At 37.6% G+C, this 17,023-nt stretch carries 14 protein-coding genes and 2 pseudogenes; 6 read left to right on the top strand and 10 right to left on the bottom strand.

Features of this window, described 5'->3' with window-relative positions:
* Window positions 1-31 precede the first annotated feature (31 nt).
* Window positions 32-748 (bottom strand): response regulator transcription factor BfmR, encoded by a 717-nt coding sequence (bfmR, locus tag AC4CUZ_RS07760; RefSeq protein WP_004695375.1) that lies wholly within the window; start codon window positions 746-748, stop codon window positions 32-34.
* A gap of 595 nt (window positions 749-1,343) precedes the next feature.
* On the opposite strand from bfmR, the gene AC4CUZ_RS07755 reads away from it, so the two are divergent.
* From AC4CUZ_RS07755 to AC4CUZ_RS07740, 4 genes are all read left to right on the top strand, one after another.
* A complete protein-coding gene (locus AC4CUZ_RS07755; protein WP_201952221.1) occupies window positions 1,344-4,175 on the top strand; it encodes a ribonucleoside-diphosphate reductase subunit alpha in 2,832 nt (943 codons plus the stop codon).
* A 280-nt stretch (window positions 4,176-4,455) separates the two neighbouring features.
* The gene (locus tag AC4CUZ_RS07750; protein WP_265102688.1) at window positions 4,456-4,584 is read left to right on the top strand and encodes a hypothetical protein; all 129 of its coding nucleotides are present in this window, start codon (window positions 4,456-4,458) and stop codon (window positions 4,582-4,584) included.
* 58 nt (window positions 4,585-4,642) lie between these two features.
* Complete coding sequence (locus AC4CUZ_RS07745) at window positions 4,643-4,780, top strand: hypothetical protein (protein WP_004695369.1); 138 nt, start codon at window positions 4,643-4,645, stop codon at window positions 4,778-4,780.
* A 137-nt stretch (window positions 4,781-4,917) separates the two neighbouring features.
* The gene (locus AC4CUZ_RS07740; RefSeq protein ID WP_078389989.1) at window positions 4,918-6,201 is read left to right on the top strand and encodes a ribonucleotide-diphosphate reductase subunit beta; all 1,284 of its coding nucleotides are present in this window, start codon (window positions 4,918-4,920) and stop codon (window positions 6,199-6,201) included.
* Window positions 6,202-6,685: 484 nt separating this feature from the next.
* On the opposite strand, the gene AC4CUZ_RS07735 is transcribed toward AC4CUZ_RS07740, so the two are convergent.
* The 6 genes and pseudogenes from AC4CUZ_RS07735 to AC4CUZ_RS07710 all read right to left on the bottom strand — a co-directional run bounded on the left by AC4CUZ_RS07735 (window position 6,686) and on the right by AC4CUZ_RS07710 (window position 9,361).
* Window positions 6,686-7,096, bottom strand: coding sequence for a hypothetical protein (locus AC4CUZ_RS07735; RefSeq protein WP_004982919.1), 411 nt, complete (start codon window positions 7,094-7,096; stop codon window positions 6,686-6,688).
* A gap of 178 nt (window positions 7,097-7,274) precedes the next feature.
* Window positions 7,275-7,679, bottom strand: a complete 405-nt coding sequence (locus tag AC4CUZ_RS07730) for a hypothetical protein (protein WP_114837115.1) — start codon at window positions 7,677-7,679, stop codon at window positions 7,275-7,277.
* A gap of 2 nt (window positions 7,680-7,681) precedes the next feature.
* Window positions 7,682-7,876, bottom strand: coding sequence for a hypothetical protein (locus AC4CUZ_RS07725; protein WP_004982921.1), 195 nt, complete (start codon window positions 7,874-7,876; stop codon window positions 7,682-7,684).
* A 205-nt stretch (window positions 7,877-8,081) separates the two neighbouring features.
* Window positions 8,082-8,498: a hypothetical protein gene (locus AC4CUZ_RS07720; protein ID WP_419381169.1), complete on the bottom strand. Its 417-nt coding sequence runs from the start codon at window positions 8,496-8,498 to the stop codon at window positions 8,082-8,084.
* A 28-nt stretch (window positions 8,499-8,526) separates the two neighbouring features.
* Window positions 8,527-8,919, bottom strand: a pseudogene (locus AC4CUZ_RS07715) (transposase family protein); the annotation flags it as partial.
* A gap of 37 nt (window positions 8,920-8,956) precedes the next feature.
* Window positions 8,957-9,361, bottom strand: coding sequence for a transposase family protein (locus AC4CUZ_RS07710; RefSeq protein WP_017395860.1), 405 nt, complete (start codon window positions 9,359-9,361; stop codon window positions 8,957-8,959).
* A gap of 143 nt (window positions 9,362-9,504) precedes the next feature.
* Between AC4CUZ_RS07710 and AC4CUZ_RS07705 the strand changes: the two genes are divergently transcribed.
* Window positions 9,505-10,401: a LysR family transcriptional regulator gene (locus AC4CUZ_RS07705; protein ID WP_005265686.1), complete on the top strand. Its 897-nt coding sequence runs from the start codon at window positions 9,505-9,507 to the stop codon at window positions 10,399-10,401.
* A gap of 134 nt (window positions 10,402-10,535) precedes the next feature.
* Window positions 10,536-11,207 (top strand): annotated as a pseudogene (locus tag AC4CUZ_RS07700) (hypothetical protein); the annotation flags it as partial.
* A gap of 42 nt (window positions 11,208-11,249) precedes the next feature.
* Here AC4CUZ_RS07700 and AC4CUZ_RS07695 read toward each other — a convergent pair.
* The 3 genes from AC4CUZ_RS07695 to AC4CUZ_RS07685 form a co-directional block, all read right to left on the bottom strand.
* Window positions 11,250-12,415 (bottom strand): IS3-like element ISAba22 family transposase gene (locus tag AC4CUZ_RS07695; RefSeq protein WP_107908576.1). Its coding sequence is split into 2 segments (ribosomal slippage): window positions 11,250-12,157 and window positions 12,157-12,415, totalling 1,167 coding nucleotides; the frame shifts between segments, so codons are not numbered across the junction.
* 63 nt (window positions 12,416-12,478) lie between these two features.
* The gene (locus tag AC4CUZ_RS07690; RefSeq protein WP_419381135.1) at window positions 12,479-13,867 is read right to left on the bottom strand and encodes a hypothetical protein; all 1,389 of its coding nucleotides are present in this window, start codon (window positions 13,865-13,867) and stop codon (window positions 12,479-12,481) included.
* The gene (locus AC4CUZ_RS07685; protein ID WP_078390445.1) at window positions 13,851-16,679 is read right to left on the bottom strand and encodes a type VI secretion system Vgr family protein; all 2,829 of its coding nucleotides are present in this window, start codon (window positions 16,677-16,679) and stop codon (window positions 13,851-13,853) included. The genes AC4CUZ_RS07690 and AC4CUZ_RS07685 overlap by 17 nt, the downstream gene beginning before the upstream one ends.
* Window positions 16,680-17,023 lie beyond the last annotated feature (344 nt).

The following is a 17,023-nucleotide window of genomic DNA, read 5'->3' as shown; positions in this document are numbered from 1 at the left end:
ATGTCCCGTTTTAACGAATCAAATAAACGGCTTAAAGACCATTGGTTTCTTTTACAAATAAGTAGCCTTTACTACGTACCGTTTTAATACGTTTTGGATTTTCAGGATCATCACCAATTTTTGGACGAATACGCGAAATACGCACATCAATTGAACGGTCTTGACCGTCATATTCGATACCACGTAAGCGTTCGAAAATGTCTTCACGAGAAAGAATGCGGCCTGCATTTGAAGCCAACAACCATAATAAATCATATTCAGCGCTGGTAAAGTCAACCAACTCACCATTTAAAGTCACTGAACGACCACCGTTATCGATCACCAAATCATCAAATTCAATACGCTGTGCAACTTCATCTTCAGGCGCTTTGTCAGTACGACGTAATAAAGCGCGAATACGCGCAAGTAAAACACGGGGCTGAACTGGTTTTGCCACATAGTCATCTGCACCCATTTCTAGACCAAGCACTTGATCCATATCTTCGGTACGTGCAGTCAACATCAAAATCGGTTGATGATAATGTGGACGAACTTCACGGCAAATGGTTAAACCATCTGCACCTGGAAGCATCACATCCAACACCACCATATCGGGTTGTTCTGCAATAATACGGCGAATGGCACGGTTACCATCGGGTTCTACCCCAACCTCAAGACCATTACGGATCAGGTACTCTTGAGTTAAGCGAGCTAGGCGCTCATCGTCTTCTACGATTAAAATTTTTGGTAACTTTTCTTCTTGGCTCATGGAGTGCCCCTTTATTTTGACGACTTAACGTATCCTTTAAAATCCAAGGGATACGCTCTGATATATTTTGCAATATACACACGTTTACATTGTAAACAAGATCTTGTTCACCAAACTGATACATCAAAGTAGCATTTTGTTATACATTTTTTCAGCCTCCAAATGAGCGCTTTCTCGCGTTTGCTGTATATCCAACCAAAGCAAAAGAAACGTTTCTTTACAAAAGGGCGATTTTTCATACCAAATCACTGTTTGAACAGTTTATAACTCACTCATTCGTCTGTTTTGAACTTATCCACAATGTTATCTATAAGCACTTAAACCGAGCTTTGTTATGCTATCGCCTTGTCTAATAAGGCTTAATACAAGAATCATAAAAAAGGGATCTTTTTGAGATCTTTTCGAGACCAGATCGATCAAAATATTTAATAAAATGTCAATATTGATCTACCCTGAATTTTCCCGTATCTTGTGTTCAATTAATTTTTAAACCACTAGGTCTTGTGTTTAAACCTCAAACACTGTGGCATAAAAATTGCCCAGTTCAAACGGTCCATAGACATAAAAATAGATGACAAAATGGAGCTATGCTAGCATGAGCGTATCGAATTCAACCCCTGGTCAAATTCAGGTGATTAAACGCACTGGAGATGTTGCCAGCTTTGACGCAGAAAAAATCTCTGTTGCCATTGGTAAGGCATTTTTGGCTGTTGAAGGCCAACAAAGTGCTGACTCAAGCCGCATCCACGATCGTATTTCTCAACTTACCGAGATGGTATTAAATACGTTCAGTCGCCGCCTACCTTCTGGCGGTACAATTCACATCGAAGAAATCCAAGACCAAGTTGAACTTGCGCTAATGCGTACAGGTGAACAAAAAGTTGCTCGTGCGTATGTCATCTACCGCGATCAACGTGCTGATGCACGTAAACAAGCAGGTGAAAACCATCACCCAACCTTACAAATCACTGACGCCAATGGTCAGCTTCAACCGCTTGACATGCGTAAGCTTGAAGCGACTGTAACCAAAGCGGCTGAAGGTTTAGAAGGCATCAATGTTCAAGCAATCATCGATGAAACCATCAAAAACCTTTACAACGGTGTAAAAGCGTCTGACATCGCAACCACGATGATGATGGCAACACGTACACGTATCGAACAAGAACCAAACTATACCTACGTGACGGCTCGCCTACTTCGTGATGAATTGGTCGCAACAGGTTTAACTTTCCTTGGCTTGTCTGAAGACACAGTTGAAGGTGATGCTTTAGAAACTTTCCTGAAGAAAGGTATTGAGCTAGACCTACTTTCACCTGAGCTTCTTAACTTTGACCTTGCAAAATTGGCCGCAGCGATTCAACCAGAACGCTCAAACCAATTTACGTACTTAGGTCTACAAACATTATTTGACCGTTACTTCATCCACTCAGATGGCGTACGTTTCGAATTGCCACAATTATTCTTCATGCGTGTTTCGATGGGTCTTTCACTCAACGAAGCAAACCGTGAAGAACGTGCAATCGAGTTCTACAACCTATTGTCTAGCTTTGACTATATGGCGTCTACGCCTACCCTGTTTAACTCAGGTACGCTACGTCCACAGTTGTCTAGCTGTTATTTAACGACCATTGATGATGACCTGTATGACATTTATGGCGCTATGCGTGATAACGCAATGTTATCTAAATGGGCAGGCGGTTTAGGTAATGACTGGACGCCAGTTCGTGCCTTGAACTCGTATATCAAAGGTACAAACGGTAAGTCTCAGGGTGTTGTTCCATTCCTTAAAGTGGCGAACGATACTGCTGTTGCGGTCAACCAAGGTGGTAAGCGTAAAGGTGCTGTGTGTGCATACCTTGAAACTTGGCACTTGGACATCGAAGAGTTCCTAGAGCTACGTAAAAATACTGGTGATGACCGTCGCCGTACGCATGACATGAACACCGCGAACTGGGTTCCTGACTTATTTATGCAACGTGTTTTTGAAGATGCTGAATGGACCCTGTTCACGCCATCTGAAACACCAGATCTACACGACTTAATGGGTGCAGAATTCGCTGAGCGTTATGCACACTATGAAGCGATTGCGAAAGAAACAAACATGTTGCACAAGAAAATCCGTGCAAAAGATTTGTGGCGCAAAATGCTGTCGATGTTGTTTGAAACTGGTCACCCGTGGATCACATTCAAAGACGTATGTAACTTACGCTCACCACAACAACACGTTGGTGTAGTTCACTCTTCTAACTTGTGTACAGAAATCACATTAAATACAAGCAAAGATGAAATTGCGGTATGTAACTTAGGTTCAATCAACCTTGTACAACATGTTCAAGGTGGTGTGTTAGACCGTGAAAAGCTTGCACGTACAGTAAAAACAGCGGTTCGTATGCTCGATAACGTGATCGACATTAACTACTACGCTGTACCACAAGCGAAAAACTCGAACTTGAAACACCGCCCAGTAGGTATGGGCATCATGGGCTTCCAAGATGCGCTGTATGAAATGCAACTCGCTTATGGTTCTGATGCAGCAGTAGACTTCGCTGATGAATCAATGGAAGTGATCAGCTACTACGCAATTTCAACATCAAGTGATTTGGCTGTTGAACGTGGTACTTATGAGACATTTAAAGGTTCACTGTGGGATCAAGGTATCCTGCCAATTGACTCACTAGACCTTGTTGCAAAAACACGTCCTGAGCGTATGTTTGAAGTTGACCGCACTCAACGTTTGGACTGGGACACTTTACGTGCCAAAGTTCAAAAAGACGGTATGCGTAACTCGAACGTGATGGCCATTGCACCGACTGCAACCATTTCAAACATTTGTGGTGTGTCTCAATCGATTGAGCCTACATTCCAAAACTTATATGTAAAATCGAACCTGTCAGGCGAATTCACAGTGATCAACCCGTACCTAGTACGTGCGTTGAAAGACCGTGGTCTGTGGGACTCTGTGATGGTGAATGATCTGAAACACTTCGAAGGTTCAGTTCAAAAGATTTCTCGTATTCCTGAAGAGCTTAAAGCGATCTTCGCGACAGCATTTGAAGTTGAGCCACGCTGGATTGTGGATGCTGCATCACGTCGTCAAAAATGGATCGATCAAGCGCAGTCTTTAAACCTTTACATCTCTGGTGCAAACGGTAAGAAACTGGACTTGACCTATAAAATGGCTTGGTTACGTGGTCTGAAAACGACGTATTACCTCCGAGCTTTAGGTGCAACATCTGCTGAGAAATCAACCATTAACACTGGTGCATTGAATGCAGTAAAACCAGCAACTGTAACGGCAGCGCCTGTTGCAGCAGTTGCTCAGGAAGTTAAACCAGAAGTGGTTGTTGAAGATGAAGGCTTCGGTCAAGCAGCTCCAGTGCCAATGGCGTGTTCAATTGACAATCCAGACTGTGAGGCTTGTCAGTAATAACCTCCCCTAACCCCTCCTAAAAGGAGGGGAATTACACCAAACTTATTGAGGTGTGAAAGTCCCTCTTTTAAAAGAGGGATTTAGGGAGATTAAAAATTTAGGCAATAAAAAAGCCCTCTAGCGTCCGTCAAAACTAACTAGAAGGCTTTCAATCTCGATGTGATAACAAGATGATCACAAAGAGGCTGGCATATGTTAATGCATGGGCAATTCTATCATTGAATTAGTTTGTGAGCCAGTAAGAGTCATCTTGATTTTGTATCAAGGAGTACCGAAGATGGCTGCAAATTCAAAAGCTGCTCGAAGTGCTATCACTGGTCAATATGTAACTTTGGAATATGCTAAAAAGCATCCCAAAACTACAGTCGTTGAAACAGTGAAGCCAACCAAATCATCTAAAAAATGATTTAAAATGTGAATCCTAGTTAACTAGGATTCACACAATTTGAACCAAGGAACCCACCATGCTCCATATGACACATAACTATATGTTAGGTCTTGCGACCTTGGTGATTTCCTTTGTGGTTTTGTTTTATATGCCCATTGCCTACTTTTGGGTAAAAGCAAACCAAAGCAAAAAGCGAAAGCAAAATAAGTCGTGAGAATCACGTTCTATGCACAGTTTTAGAACAACGATTGGCAAAACTTAATTTTGCTTTCACAAATTAAGCGTATAGTAAGACATCTCAGCACTGCTGGATGTCGATAAAAGATATAAAGCAACGTAGAGAGAATTGATATGTCTATCCTAAGTTGGGACGATTTCGAAGATGATTCGCAAAAACCGGCTGCACCTGAACACAAGTCTGCGCCCGTCGAACCGCAAAAAGCGGCTAATCCGCAGATGGTATCTGCTGCAGAGCAACCACAGAAGAATGTGGCAACTGCACAACCCGCTTCAACCCCTCGAAGCCGATCAACAAATCCAGCCGATCCGTTGGCAAGAGCATCTAACGCCTTAGAAAGCTTAGATGTTGCTCCAGGTCTAGAAGAACTAGAAATGGGTGCGCAACGTGTACAAGTTGACGACAAAGCCATGATTAACTGTCGTGCGGACTTAAACCAACTTGTACCGTTCAAATACGAATGGGCTTGGCAAAAATATCTAGACGGTTGCGCAAACCACTGGATGCCACAAGAAGTAAACATGAACCATGACATCGCGCTTTGGAAGTCTGAAAATGGCTTAACCGAAGATGAGCGTACCATCGTCATGCGTTCATTAGGTTTCTTCTCTACAGCAGACTCATTGGTTGCAAATAACTTGGTGTTGGCAATTTACCGTCACATTACCAACCCTGAATGCCGTCAGTACATTTTGCGTCAAGCGTTTGAAGAAGCGATTCACACGCATGCTTACCAATACTGTATCGAATCTTTAGGTATGGATGAAGGCGAAGTCTTCAACATGTACCGTGAAGTTCCGTCAGTTGCGCGTAAAGCTGCTTGGGGCTTGAAATATACGCAGTCTTTATGTGATCCAACCTTCCAAACTGGTACACCAGAAAACGATCAAATCTTACTACGTAACTTGATCGCGTTCTACTGTGTGCTTGAAGGGATCTTCTTCTATTGTGGTTTCAGCCAAATCTTGTCGATGGGCCGTCGTAATAAGATGAATGGTGTTGCTGAGCAATTCCAATACATCTTACGTGATGAGTCGATGCACTTGAACTTTGGTATCGATATGATTAACCAAATCAAGATCGAAAACCCAAGCTTGTGGACTGCTGAATTCCAAGAAGAAATTATTCAAATGATTCTTGAAGGTACGATGCTTGAAATCGAATATGCGCGTGACACTATGCCACGTGGTGTATTGGGTATGAATGCTGCGATGATGGAAGAATACTTGAAATTCATCTGTAACCGTCGTTTAGCACAGTTGGGCTTGCCTGAGCAGTTTGCTGGTGTGAACAACCCATTCCAGTGGATGTCTGAAATGATGGACTTGCGTAAAGAGAAGAACTTCTTCGAAACGCGTGTGACAGATTATCAGACTGGTGGTGCGCTGAGCTGGTAAGGTAAACCGTCACGCGACACATATGTTGTCATAGAAAAAGGCTGCTATTTGCAGCCTTTTTCTATTAGAAACAAATTATAGTAATTCTTTGATCATACTTATTGAAATCAAATATTCTTGATGATCATCTCTAAATTTACAGAGTAGCGTACTTCTGTACTTTAATCTTTTTCACAGCGTAAAAAGGCTTTTATTCAAAATCACATATCACCAGCTGCCAATAAATCATGATGTTTATCACAATATATTCATTATACCAAGTATAATTCATGTCATTATTCACACTTACAAAGATCCATAAAGGTATATCGACCAATGATTTTGGGGCAAGTTTGTTATTTAAAAAAATGAATCTACTATCTTTCTTGGGCCATTCAGGCATTTCATTATAAGATCTAATAGAATTTCCTAAATCCAACTCCTTAACGAGGATCTTCTCCAAGCATTCACAAATATGTATTTCCTTACTTTTCACTGAAATTTCTCAACACTCTTTCCCCCATCTTACTGAAAAACAAATATTTAGAGATAGATCACTATATACAGAAATAACTCCCCAATTATAAAAATATTCTGTATATGGTTTTACATCATCTACTTTTTTATTCGAAAATTGTGTTTTATCAAAATAACCTAAAAGACTATCCATCTTTAGATCAAATTCATCATAAGATTCATATACAAGTTTAAAATTAATTAATTTTAATTTATCCTGAATATAAATTATATTTAATTTAAATTTTTCATTTAAAAAAACCACAAACGAATTTTCATAAAGAACATTTAACTCATTATAACTTTCACCCTCAAAATAAAAGTCACTTAGCCTATAATCAATTAAATTTCCAATTACATGTATATCACCAGTATTACTATTAAAATTCAGTCTATACACAAATAAAAACCCATAAATTTAAATATAAAAAATAACAACAACAAAGAAACCTTAAATAAAATTTATTACAAAAAAAATTATTTATTCGATATAAGCTTTTATTAATTATTTCAATTAACTAAAATTTTACAAAACCTAGACAGCAACCAATCAAAATTCACCCAGCACAGAATATTAATTAAAAATACAAACTCATAGAAATATCACCTTGCCTCGGATCATAAGAAAAATTTATCTCGTCCCAGTTATGCTTCTTTTTTTTTAATGAAACTTTAGTTGGGTGCTCAACAATAAAGTCATCATCAGTTAACACATATTTTTTCTTAAACCTTTTTAATATTTTTGATTTTAATAAATGATTATCAAAAAAATCAGATTTTTCAAATAGAACATATACAGTATTGCTACTTTTCGAGATCAGCAATTCAATATCATCACTCAAATATTTAAGATCTATTTTTCTAAATCTATAACTACTAACATCTTCTTCAAATAAAGACATTGGAAAAATATTAGCTCCAAAATTTAATTCATCTCTGTCCACTAAGATCTTTTTACTATCTAAAACAACTTTACAATCCATACCTATTTCTCATAATTAAAGTTAAATGATAATTTAAAATTTTTATTATCAGTATTTTCAATGAAAATTTGTGCCCCCACCAATCCAAAGATATCAATTTTATAGAGAACAACCTCATAAAAAAGAGATATTCTTTCCCATAATATTGCCGTTTTAGTAGGATATTTTTCAGTGCAAGCAACTAAAGATTTAGACATTACTATTTTTAGCCTGCCCACTTGCGTGCTTAACTAACACTCCGCTTCCTTCACCTTGATTCACTCAATAAGATTCGAAGCATAAGCATATACATTACACCTATTTAGAAGCCCAATTAGATCTTTTGAAATAAAATGATCTACATAAAATTAACAATGATAATGACAGTTATAACAGTGTTACTCTTTCTTATAAAAATTATATTTATACATTATGAATCTTCATTGTAATTGAATAATCTTGCCTAATCGCATTTAACTCTATACTACCCCACTCCAGTTCGAAAAATGATTTCCACTCTTGTTTTTTTGGTTTTATGTTTACTTCTTTTGTAACGAAACCACTTAACTCTACAAGTTTCTTTTTTAAACAAATATCATCATAACAATCCTCATCAAATGTTAAGAAAAAATATCTAACAAAATCACCATCCTTAAATATAATATTCAAACTAAAATTACATTCAAAAAAAACAACTTCAAAGCCATAAGTATCAAAACCATTCACTTTAAGATGTTTTTTCAAAAAAATATTATTTGAAATAAATTGTTCATTATTAAAAAAAAACTCACTCTTATTAATAAATAGATTTCCTGTTGATTTATTTAGCTCTAAATTCATTAGACTTCCTTCATAAATCATTTTTCAATCAATTTAATTGTTTATCTTTCACCCAATCTAAATTGTATATGCCAGCAAGTAAATTAAACCGCAGGTTTAATCTTTTACGACGATTTCTATATACACAAGATAAAATCTTAAAACATTTCATCCTTCCAAATACATGCTCTACTTGAATTCGTCTACGACCAATCTCTCTATTTAACTTTTTTAATTCAGAATCTAATTTTTCAGTTTTCTTTGCTTTAGATGGCATGAGGCATCCAAAACCCAATTTTTTTATCCCTAAATACCCCTTATCAACGATAAAAAAGGGCTTAAATTTTAATTTCCTCATACTTTTTTTAAATATTTTAAAATCATGCATGCTTCCATGACTTCCACATACACTCAGTATTTCACCTGTTGTATAGTGCATAGATAGCTGAAATTTAAAGGTATGTCGCTTTTTTTTACCGCTATACCATTTCTTCTGTTTTTTTTGGACGTTGAACTAATATTTCAGTGGCATCAATCACAACAACTTCCCAATCCACTTCATCTCGATTAGGAAGTTGTTTTGGCAAGTTAAATTTTCCAGAACCGATTAAGGTATCTTCAATAACACGTGTGATACGAATTGCACTCGTTTCAGATACACCGTAACTCATACCAAGATGGAAAAATGTTCGATATTCTCTCCAATATTCTATACATAAGAGCAAACGATCTTCCAACGGTAATTTATGCGGTCGTCCTTTACCAATATGACGAGGTAAATGCTTATTTAGCTCGGCCAACATGAGGTTAAATGTAGCCCAACTAACACCGGTAAGCCTACGAAACTTAACGTCTGATAATTTTTGAATATCTTTGAATTTCATCCAAGGATTATCTCTTGAATTAAATAATTTTGCTGATTAATTTAAGATCAAATAAATTGTACATTTTTTGATTTATGACGGAAGTCTATTGATTTTTTATTAATTACATTTGATTAACAAAAAGTGATAGTTTGGAGAATACAGTGTCGGAAAATTTAAATGATTTAAAAGTCTTTATAATTGTTGCCCAAACAGGGAATTTTACCAAAGCCGCAGGTCAATTAGGTACATCTCAGTCGGCTCTCAGCTATACCATTAAAATGCTGGAACAGCGTCTCGGAGTCAAACTCTTTCATCGTACAACACGCAGTGTCTCTTTGACACAGGAGGGAGAACAGCTATTCAATGATATTGAACCACTCATTACGGGCATTGAACAAAAGCTAACCCACCTAAACGAATTTAGGGATTCTCCTCATGGAAAATTAAGAATCAATGGGACTGAACTCAGTATCAACTTTTTATTGTGGGATAAATTATCCAGGTTTTCACGTGACCATCCGACTATACAACTGGAACTGACCACAGATTATGCCTTTGCAGATATTGTCAAGGATCGCTATGACATTGGTATTCGTCTGGGCCACTTGGTAGATAAGGACATGATTGCCGTTCAGGTCAGTGATGAAATGCAGATGATTACGGTGGCTTCTCCTGATTATTTAAAGACTTATGGTACACCACAAACTCCTGAAGAATTGCATCAACATCGCTGTATAGGAATGCGTCTACCAACCCACGAACAGATCATGGCATGGGAGTTTAAAGATTTAGAAAAAAATAATGAAGTGATGAATCTTAAGCCTGACTTTGTCATGGTAGTCAGTCATGCACATCTAAAAGTCAAAGCGGCTCTGGATGGACTCGGTATTACCTGGCTCCCCAAAGCAATGGTGCAATCTGAGATACGTAGTGGTAAATTGGTCACAATATTAGAAAATTGGGACATGAAATATTCAGGCTACTATATGTATTACCCAAGTCGACGGGAATCCTCTCCTTTGTTTCGTTTACTCGTGGATGCATTAAAGCTTCAATAGGATTTTTTTTCAAAATTTCATCAAAGCTTTAAACTATCAATGGTTATTGTCATAGCTGAGCACACTAACTCTATCAGTACAAAGTAAAGTTAATAACTTAACCAGAAACTTTGAAAAACCAGATGTATCTATTCGTAGTAGAAGAAGATTTATCTTTAACCGATAAAATTTACTTAGCAAGCCTGTTACGAGAATGCCTGCATGAAGAAGCTGAATATATTGAAAAGATTAATCAAAAAGATATAACCATTACTCCGTATCTAGATTTCACAAGTGAACTTTTACAGCACCTGTTATCTAGAAAGCTTATTATTCCTTATCTTATAAATGATCTTGATCAGTTTATAGAGGAAGAGGATGGCACTATAAATTATTATATTTACTATATAAATTATCAGATCAACATCCAACCCAAGGATGGAGATTACCAAATGATGTTACATCGACTAATGTACCCTCGCTCAGATGAATTTTTAGAAAATCCAAATTTCTGTTATGAGTTCTGGAAGAAGATAGCATTTTATGAAAGTATGCAATATCTCATGTTCAAAATGAAAAGTGTTCGTTATGACTTTTCTCCTGGTCCTAAAACAACTACGGTTTTCCAAAACTTAGTCAATAATTTCTCTGTAGGACAAATTTACAATATTATTTATAGAGCTATTGCAAATAGTACAGAGCAATATCAGTCAGGGAAAATTACAAAAAATCATGCTCAGAACATGGTTATCTCATCATGTGAAGGTCAAGGTGAAAGAGCTATCGCTAACAACTGGAACCTTACAGCTTACTCAAGAATTAAAGACTGATATACGCTGAATTATCAGGAGACTTTCCCTTGGGAGATTCTAGGCAGCCAACTTATAAAAGTCTTCGGCCATTTGATTTGGTGTCTTAAAACCCAAACCCTTTTGAATTCTTCGATGATTATAAAATAATTCAATGTATTTTATAATATCTGCTTTGGCTTCTTCTCTGGTTTGATAGTTGTAATGATGCACTAACTCATTTTTCAGTATTCCCCAAAAGCTTTCAATCGGTGCATTATCGTAACAGTCTCCGCGCTTGCTCATTGAACCTTGAAAACCATATTGCTCAAGTATATTTCGATATTCATGGCTGCAATATTGACTTCCTCTGTCTGAATGCACAATCAGTTCTTTGGTTGGTTTTTGATTGTGAATAGCCATATTTAGCGCATTACAAACAAGCTGTGCTGTCATGCGCTCATTTAAGCTATAGCCAACCACTTGCTTCGTGTAAAGGTCTTTTACCGCTGCTAAGTACAGCCATCCTTCAACAGTCCATATGTACGTAATATCACTTGACCATGCTTGATTTGGTCTAGTCATTGAGAATTGTTGCTCCAGCAGGTTTTCATAGATCGCTCGATTATGGTCACTATTCGTAGTCCTTTTAAAACGCTTGTGTCGCTTACAATACAGGTGGTTCAGCGCTTTTATCTGTCGTACAGCGTACATACTCATTTTTATGCCCTGAGCTTGTAAGTATTTGGTTAATCGAATATAACCATAGCTCTGCTTTGTCTCCTCATGGGCTATTTTCACCAATATCGTCTGTTGATTTCGTTGAATCGTTCTTTTGCTCACGCCTCTCTTGAGCCAATCATAAAAACATGAAACTGAAACATGAAGTAATCGAGCCATTAAGGTAATTGGAAAAGAATATCTTTTTTGTTTCATATAGGCGTACCTTACTGACTTTCTTTGGCAAAGTACGCTGCTGCCTTTTTTAAAAATTCACGTTCCATTTCAGCTATTTTGAGCTGTTGTTTGAGTTTTTTATTTTCTTCGAGTAGAGCGTTTAGATCAGGTGAATACTGTTTTGTACCTGCTAAAGTTCCAGCCTTTGCTTTGGTATTCCAATTTGAAAGAGTTTGCATTGAAATGCTAAGTTGTCTGGCTGTTTCCGAGACATTGCCTTGATTGGCTTCAATTAATTTGATGGCTTCAGCTTTAAATTCTGTGGTGTAAGTCTTGTGTTTCTTGCTCATGGTAAACTCCTGATGAGTGTGTTTAGTTTACCAAGTTAAAACCTCCTGTTTTTTCAGCACACATCAATCTTTAGGGTCTAGTACAACTTGTACGCCACCACCTCTTAAATAAAAGTCACCACGTATTTGAGATGCCGCAGGACCTTCCCATGCATATAATTTCTTACCTTTTGGAACCGTATATTCCAAATATTCACCATTACTATTCCAACTTGCCCATACAGCAAATTTATCACGCCATTCTTCTCTATTTTTTAACTTTTCAAATTCGGACTTCCTCATCCAACAAATACTATTATCCAAACTTCCTGGTGCTAAAACGCGAACTAACACTTCACCTTCATTAAATGTCTGAGCTTTAATCAAGCCCTTTGCGAAAGTATCATATTTACCCTTTAAAGGATGAGAGAAACCACTTTTTAAAGCTAATTGAACATTTCCTAAGCTTGGGTGTAAAGGAGTTTTTGAGGTTTTTGGGTCAATTTTAGCTTCAGGGAAAGGTACGATTTTATTTTTTGGAAGTACATGAACCCAATTAGGTCTACTTTTTCTAAAAGCTTCTAATTCTTCTGCATCTGAAACTCGTCTCAATCGAGTTACATTTTTTACATTTGTTGTTGCTTTAAATGCAGCATCGCCTTCTTTATCTATTCGAACTGCTAACTTTTCTAAAAAATTTTGAACTGGTTTTAAAAATTTTCCTAGTTCTTTATTCGCAGAATTTCTAACTTCAATTACGACATTCAACAATTTTTTAGCTTTAAGTGCTACGCCTTTACTTGCATACTTATCAATAAAACTAACGGTTTCTTTCAAATACTTAATAAGCTTATCAAATACTTCTAATAACTCCTTAGTTCTGAGCTTTCCCTTAACTTCACGAATTTTAGTTGAAGTAGATTTATACACATTAGTAATTTTAGCTTCTTTTAGGGCTTTTTTGACTGCGGGCCGTGCCAAAAATTTATTTAATTCCTTAATACCACTTTCGATTGACGGTTCTGCAATTTTATAAATATTTGCACCTGTTAATTGTGCTAATTTTGCTGTGGGCCTCAGCATAAAACGGCGAACAGGAGCGAGAACCACTTTAAATATTCCTTTGAAGAGAGAACCTAATACAGGAAACAGTCCAATTAAAGTTAGAATCAAACCAATCCATGCCCATGGATTACTATTATCTTCTTTAATTTTAGAACAATTTGCACAAATATCCCTTACATCACATATTTGGTCTACAAATGGGATCATTGAAATTACGGTACCAGTCACAATTTGAGCAGTAGATTGTTCCTCAGCAAAATCACCTTGAATTACAACCCAAAGCCAATCTGCAATATCCGTGAGACTTTCCTGTCCTTTTTTTATTGCCTTGTTTACTGGAGCTGCTATCGCAGCCATTGCATTAAGTAGATCTTTTTTTGATGGTAAGAAATCAGTCATTATTTTCATTCACTTCTTTTTTTAATTCATTCAACTGATCTAAAACTAAATCATATAAACCCCATGGCTCATCTATATAATCACGTTGTTCATACTCAACTTTAATTGCTTTTTGCGGTACATTATCATGATGAGCTTTCCCAAGATCATCTAATTTTCCTTCTATAATTTGATTACCTTCAAAATAAATTTTATAACCTAAATTTGCAAATGGCTCATTTTCAGCATCTAAATGTTCTAATGCAATCCAATTTTTATTATTAAATTTAGGTAACACTGGAGATTGGTTTTTTACACTGGCCCCACTTTGGAACACATGCTGTGTTGCATTCACTCTAAATTCACCGCCTGTTTTCAGGGAAATCCCTGAACCATTTAAGGTGATTTGTGATGTAGCCCCTGTGATGACAATCTCTTTAGGACTGCTAATTTCGATACGGTCCTCAGTCGAGGAAATAATGATGCCTTTTTTAGCAAGTATATCCAATGCATCCGATTGGGCTTGGATCTCAACTTTACTCTGTGCTGCTACTGCTTTGATCCCACCTTGTGCAGCAAACAAGCTCAGTTTGTTTTGCGCCTGAGCAATCCAGTTCTTTTGAGTGCTGAAGTTGATGCTATCGCCTGCAATCTGATTAATTTGTGAATCAGCAGAGAAATGAATATCTTCAGCTGTACTTAGCGCAATTCCGTCAGGTGAATTGAGCAATAAAACTGCCTTTTTGAATTTTGCAATTTTTTGTTCGAGTTGTTCTGCAAATTCTTTAAGCTGCTCAAGCGATTCAATTTCATCAGTCTTTTGATTTTTAGCAATATCACTTAAAGCTTTACTGTTCGTCTGACTACCTTCCAGTTGTTTCTTGGCAATTTCAGCATCTAGATGCTCACCTTTGGCTTGATCTTGTTTATACGTGGAAACAAGTAAGCCTTGCCCAGCACGGACAGCTCCCCACTGGTCAGTACGCAGTTCAAAACCTTCACCTCGTCCTTCACTCGTGTCCGTTTCTTTAGGATGACTCAAATTCCCTAAGTTCAGTTGTGTCGCACCATGACTACTTTGTAGCTGGGTACTGATCTGACCCGTCGTGTCATCAAAACGTAGTTGCCCGAAGCCCTCGCCTTGAACCTCTTTTGATCGAATCCCTGCCAGTTTTTTGGTATCAGGCAGTTTGCCTGTATTGTCAAATTTGCTTGGAAGACGTTGTGCTTCATGGATGCGCCCCACGACAAAGGGTCTGTCGATATTGCCATCAAAGAAGTCGATCACCACGATTTCACCAATACGCGGTAAGAAGCGTGCGCCATAACCCTCACCAGCCCAAGGTGTGAGCACATCAACCCAAGCAGAATCTGTGTCATTGTCATTTGAACCTGCACCGCCATCGTGAGTATTGTCTTCACTACGGGTGAACAGGAAACGGACTTTAATACGCCCCCATTCATCCACGTGAATTTCTTCACCACTTGGTCCAACCACTTTCGCGCGTTGTGGTGATGCAATAGGGCGTTGTCGTAGCGGATTGTACTCTGGAACAATGCTGATATTACGTCGTTGTAAAACAAGGTGATTGGCTTGGCGTTCGTCTTTATTATTTGTTGTAATTTCAGCCTGCTGCCAATTGGTTTGCTTCAACAAAGCTGTGATTTGATCGGTCAAATCTTTAGGTAAATTATTCTGATTATAGAATTTTTTGGATGTGATTAAGAATTCTTTGTCTGAACCACTATGTTGATCGATTTCAGGGTGCTCGTTGAGTTCAAACCAGTAACCCACTTGTGCATCTCGTACGGTCGAGGTAGCCATAAATTGCTTGGCTTGTAGGTCGTAATAATGACCAAGATTTTGATTAAACTTTTCAATCTGACCATTGCCTGATTTGGTCGTTCCATCTTCACCTTTAAGGTCTTGTATCCATGCAGGTGAAAAATGCCATGCTTGCTCTAAACCTAGACTGGCGTTGTCTTGATTATCACTATGGCTATGTTTGCTTTGAACTGAACCCGCACCTTCTTCTATTTCTAAAGTATTCGCTTGCCAATGTTGAATATGGACAGATGTTGGTTGTATAGAACGCTGTCCGACAAAATTTGTAATCGAATCACTGCTTTCTACAGCACTGCTACGATGGAAGCGAATATTCTGTCGCTCTAAACTTTGATATTGGGCGTTGTCATCAATCAGTCTAAGTTTTTGCGGCTGAATGGGTTCACTTGAACTGGACACTTTGAGCTGAGACTCATCAATAAGCCAGTTAATCCCCTCTGAAGAGAGCAGCCTTTGAATAAATTCACTGTCCAACTCATTCGCTTGCATAATGAATGGGCGCACATCATATTCTTTGCTTAAACCACCTTTATCCAATGTCAGACTCGAAGCAAATAAGGGACTACGTTGCTGCCACTCGGCAAAAATAGTTTGAACCACCTCAACAACAGACTTCGCCATGAAAACTCTAGAGTTGCGTCGATGCTTCCATAAAGCTGTCGGGTCTTCCACGGTTAAACGATATATGGTTAAAGCGCCATCACTTGCCCCCACATCCGCCTTGGTGATGATGCCTGAAATACGATTGAGTTCTGATTTTTCAGTGACAATATCGACAGCGACTTGACTACCGATGAATTGCTTTAACGGAATATGAGCGGAGGTAGATAAGCAAAGGAGCTGTAACTCTATACCTGCATTCAGTTCATGCGTTCCATCTATGCGCTGAAGGAATACTTGTTCGTTAAGCGAGGTATTGCTGAACTGAATATGAATAGCACGTTTTTGTGCAGTAAGTCCAAGTTGCTCTATTGCAGCATAAATATTATTGGGCATCGTTATTATTAAATTTTAAGTTGTGGCTGATTGTACAAAAGTCTCAAAAAATTTCTTTAATTTTTTGTAACTTTAATAGAATTTTTAAGTTTCAGAGCCTTTTTTCAATAAACGACCGATCCATCTGTAAGTTTCTATTTTTATAGTTTTGATATTATCCCAGTCATATTCGCTTAACCCAATTCATTCCTTTATCCACTCTAGAAATATTAAAGTTTTTCAGTTAATACCAGACCACTAAAATTTTATTTTCTTCAAACTGGTTTGCAATTTACTCAAACTTCATTTAATCCGTTAACAATTACAGTATTCTACATAACCCGCAATTCTTGAAGATGTTGCTT

This window comes from Acinetobacter sp. 789_lipA, from assembly GCF_058242845.1.
Note: the sequence above shows the minus strand (reverse complement) of the source record. Positions and strands in the feature narration are given on the sequence as shown.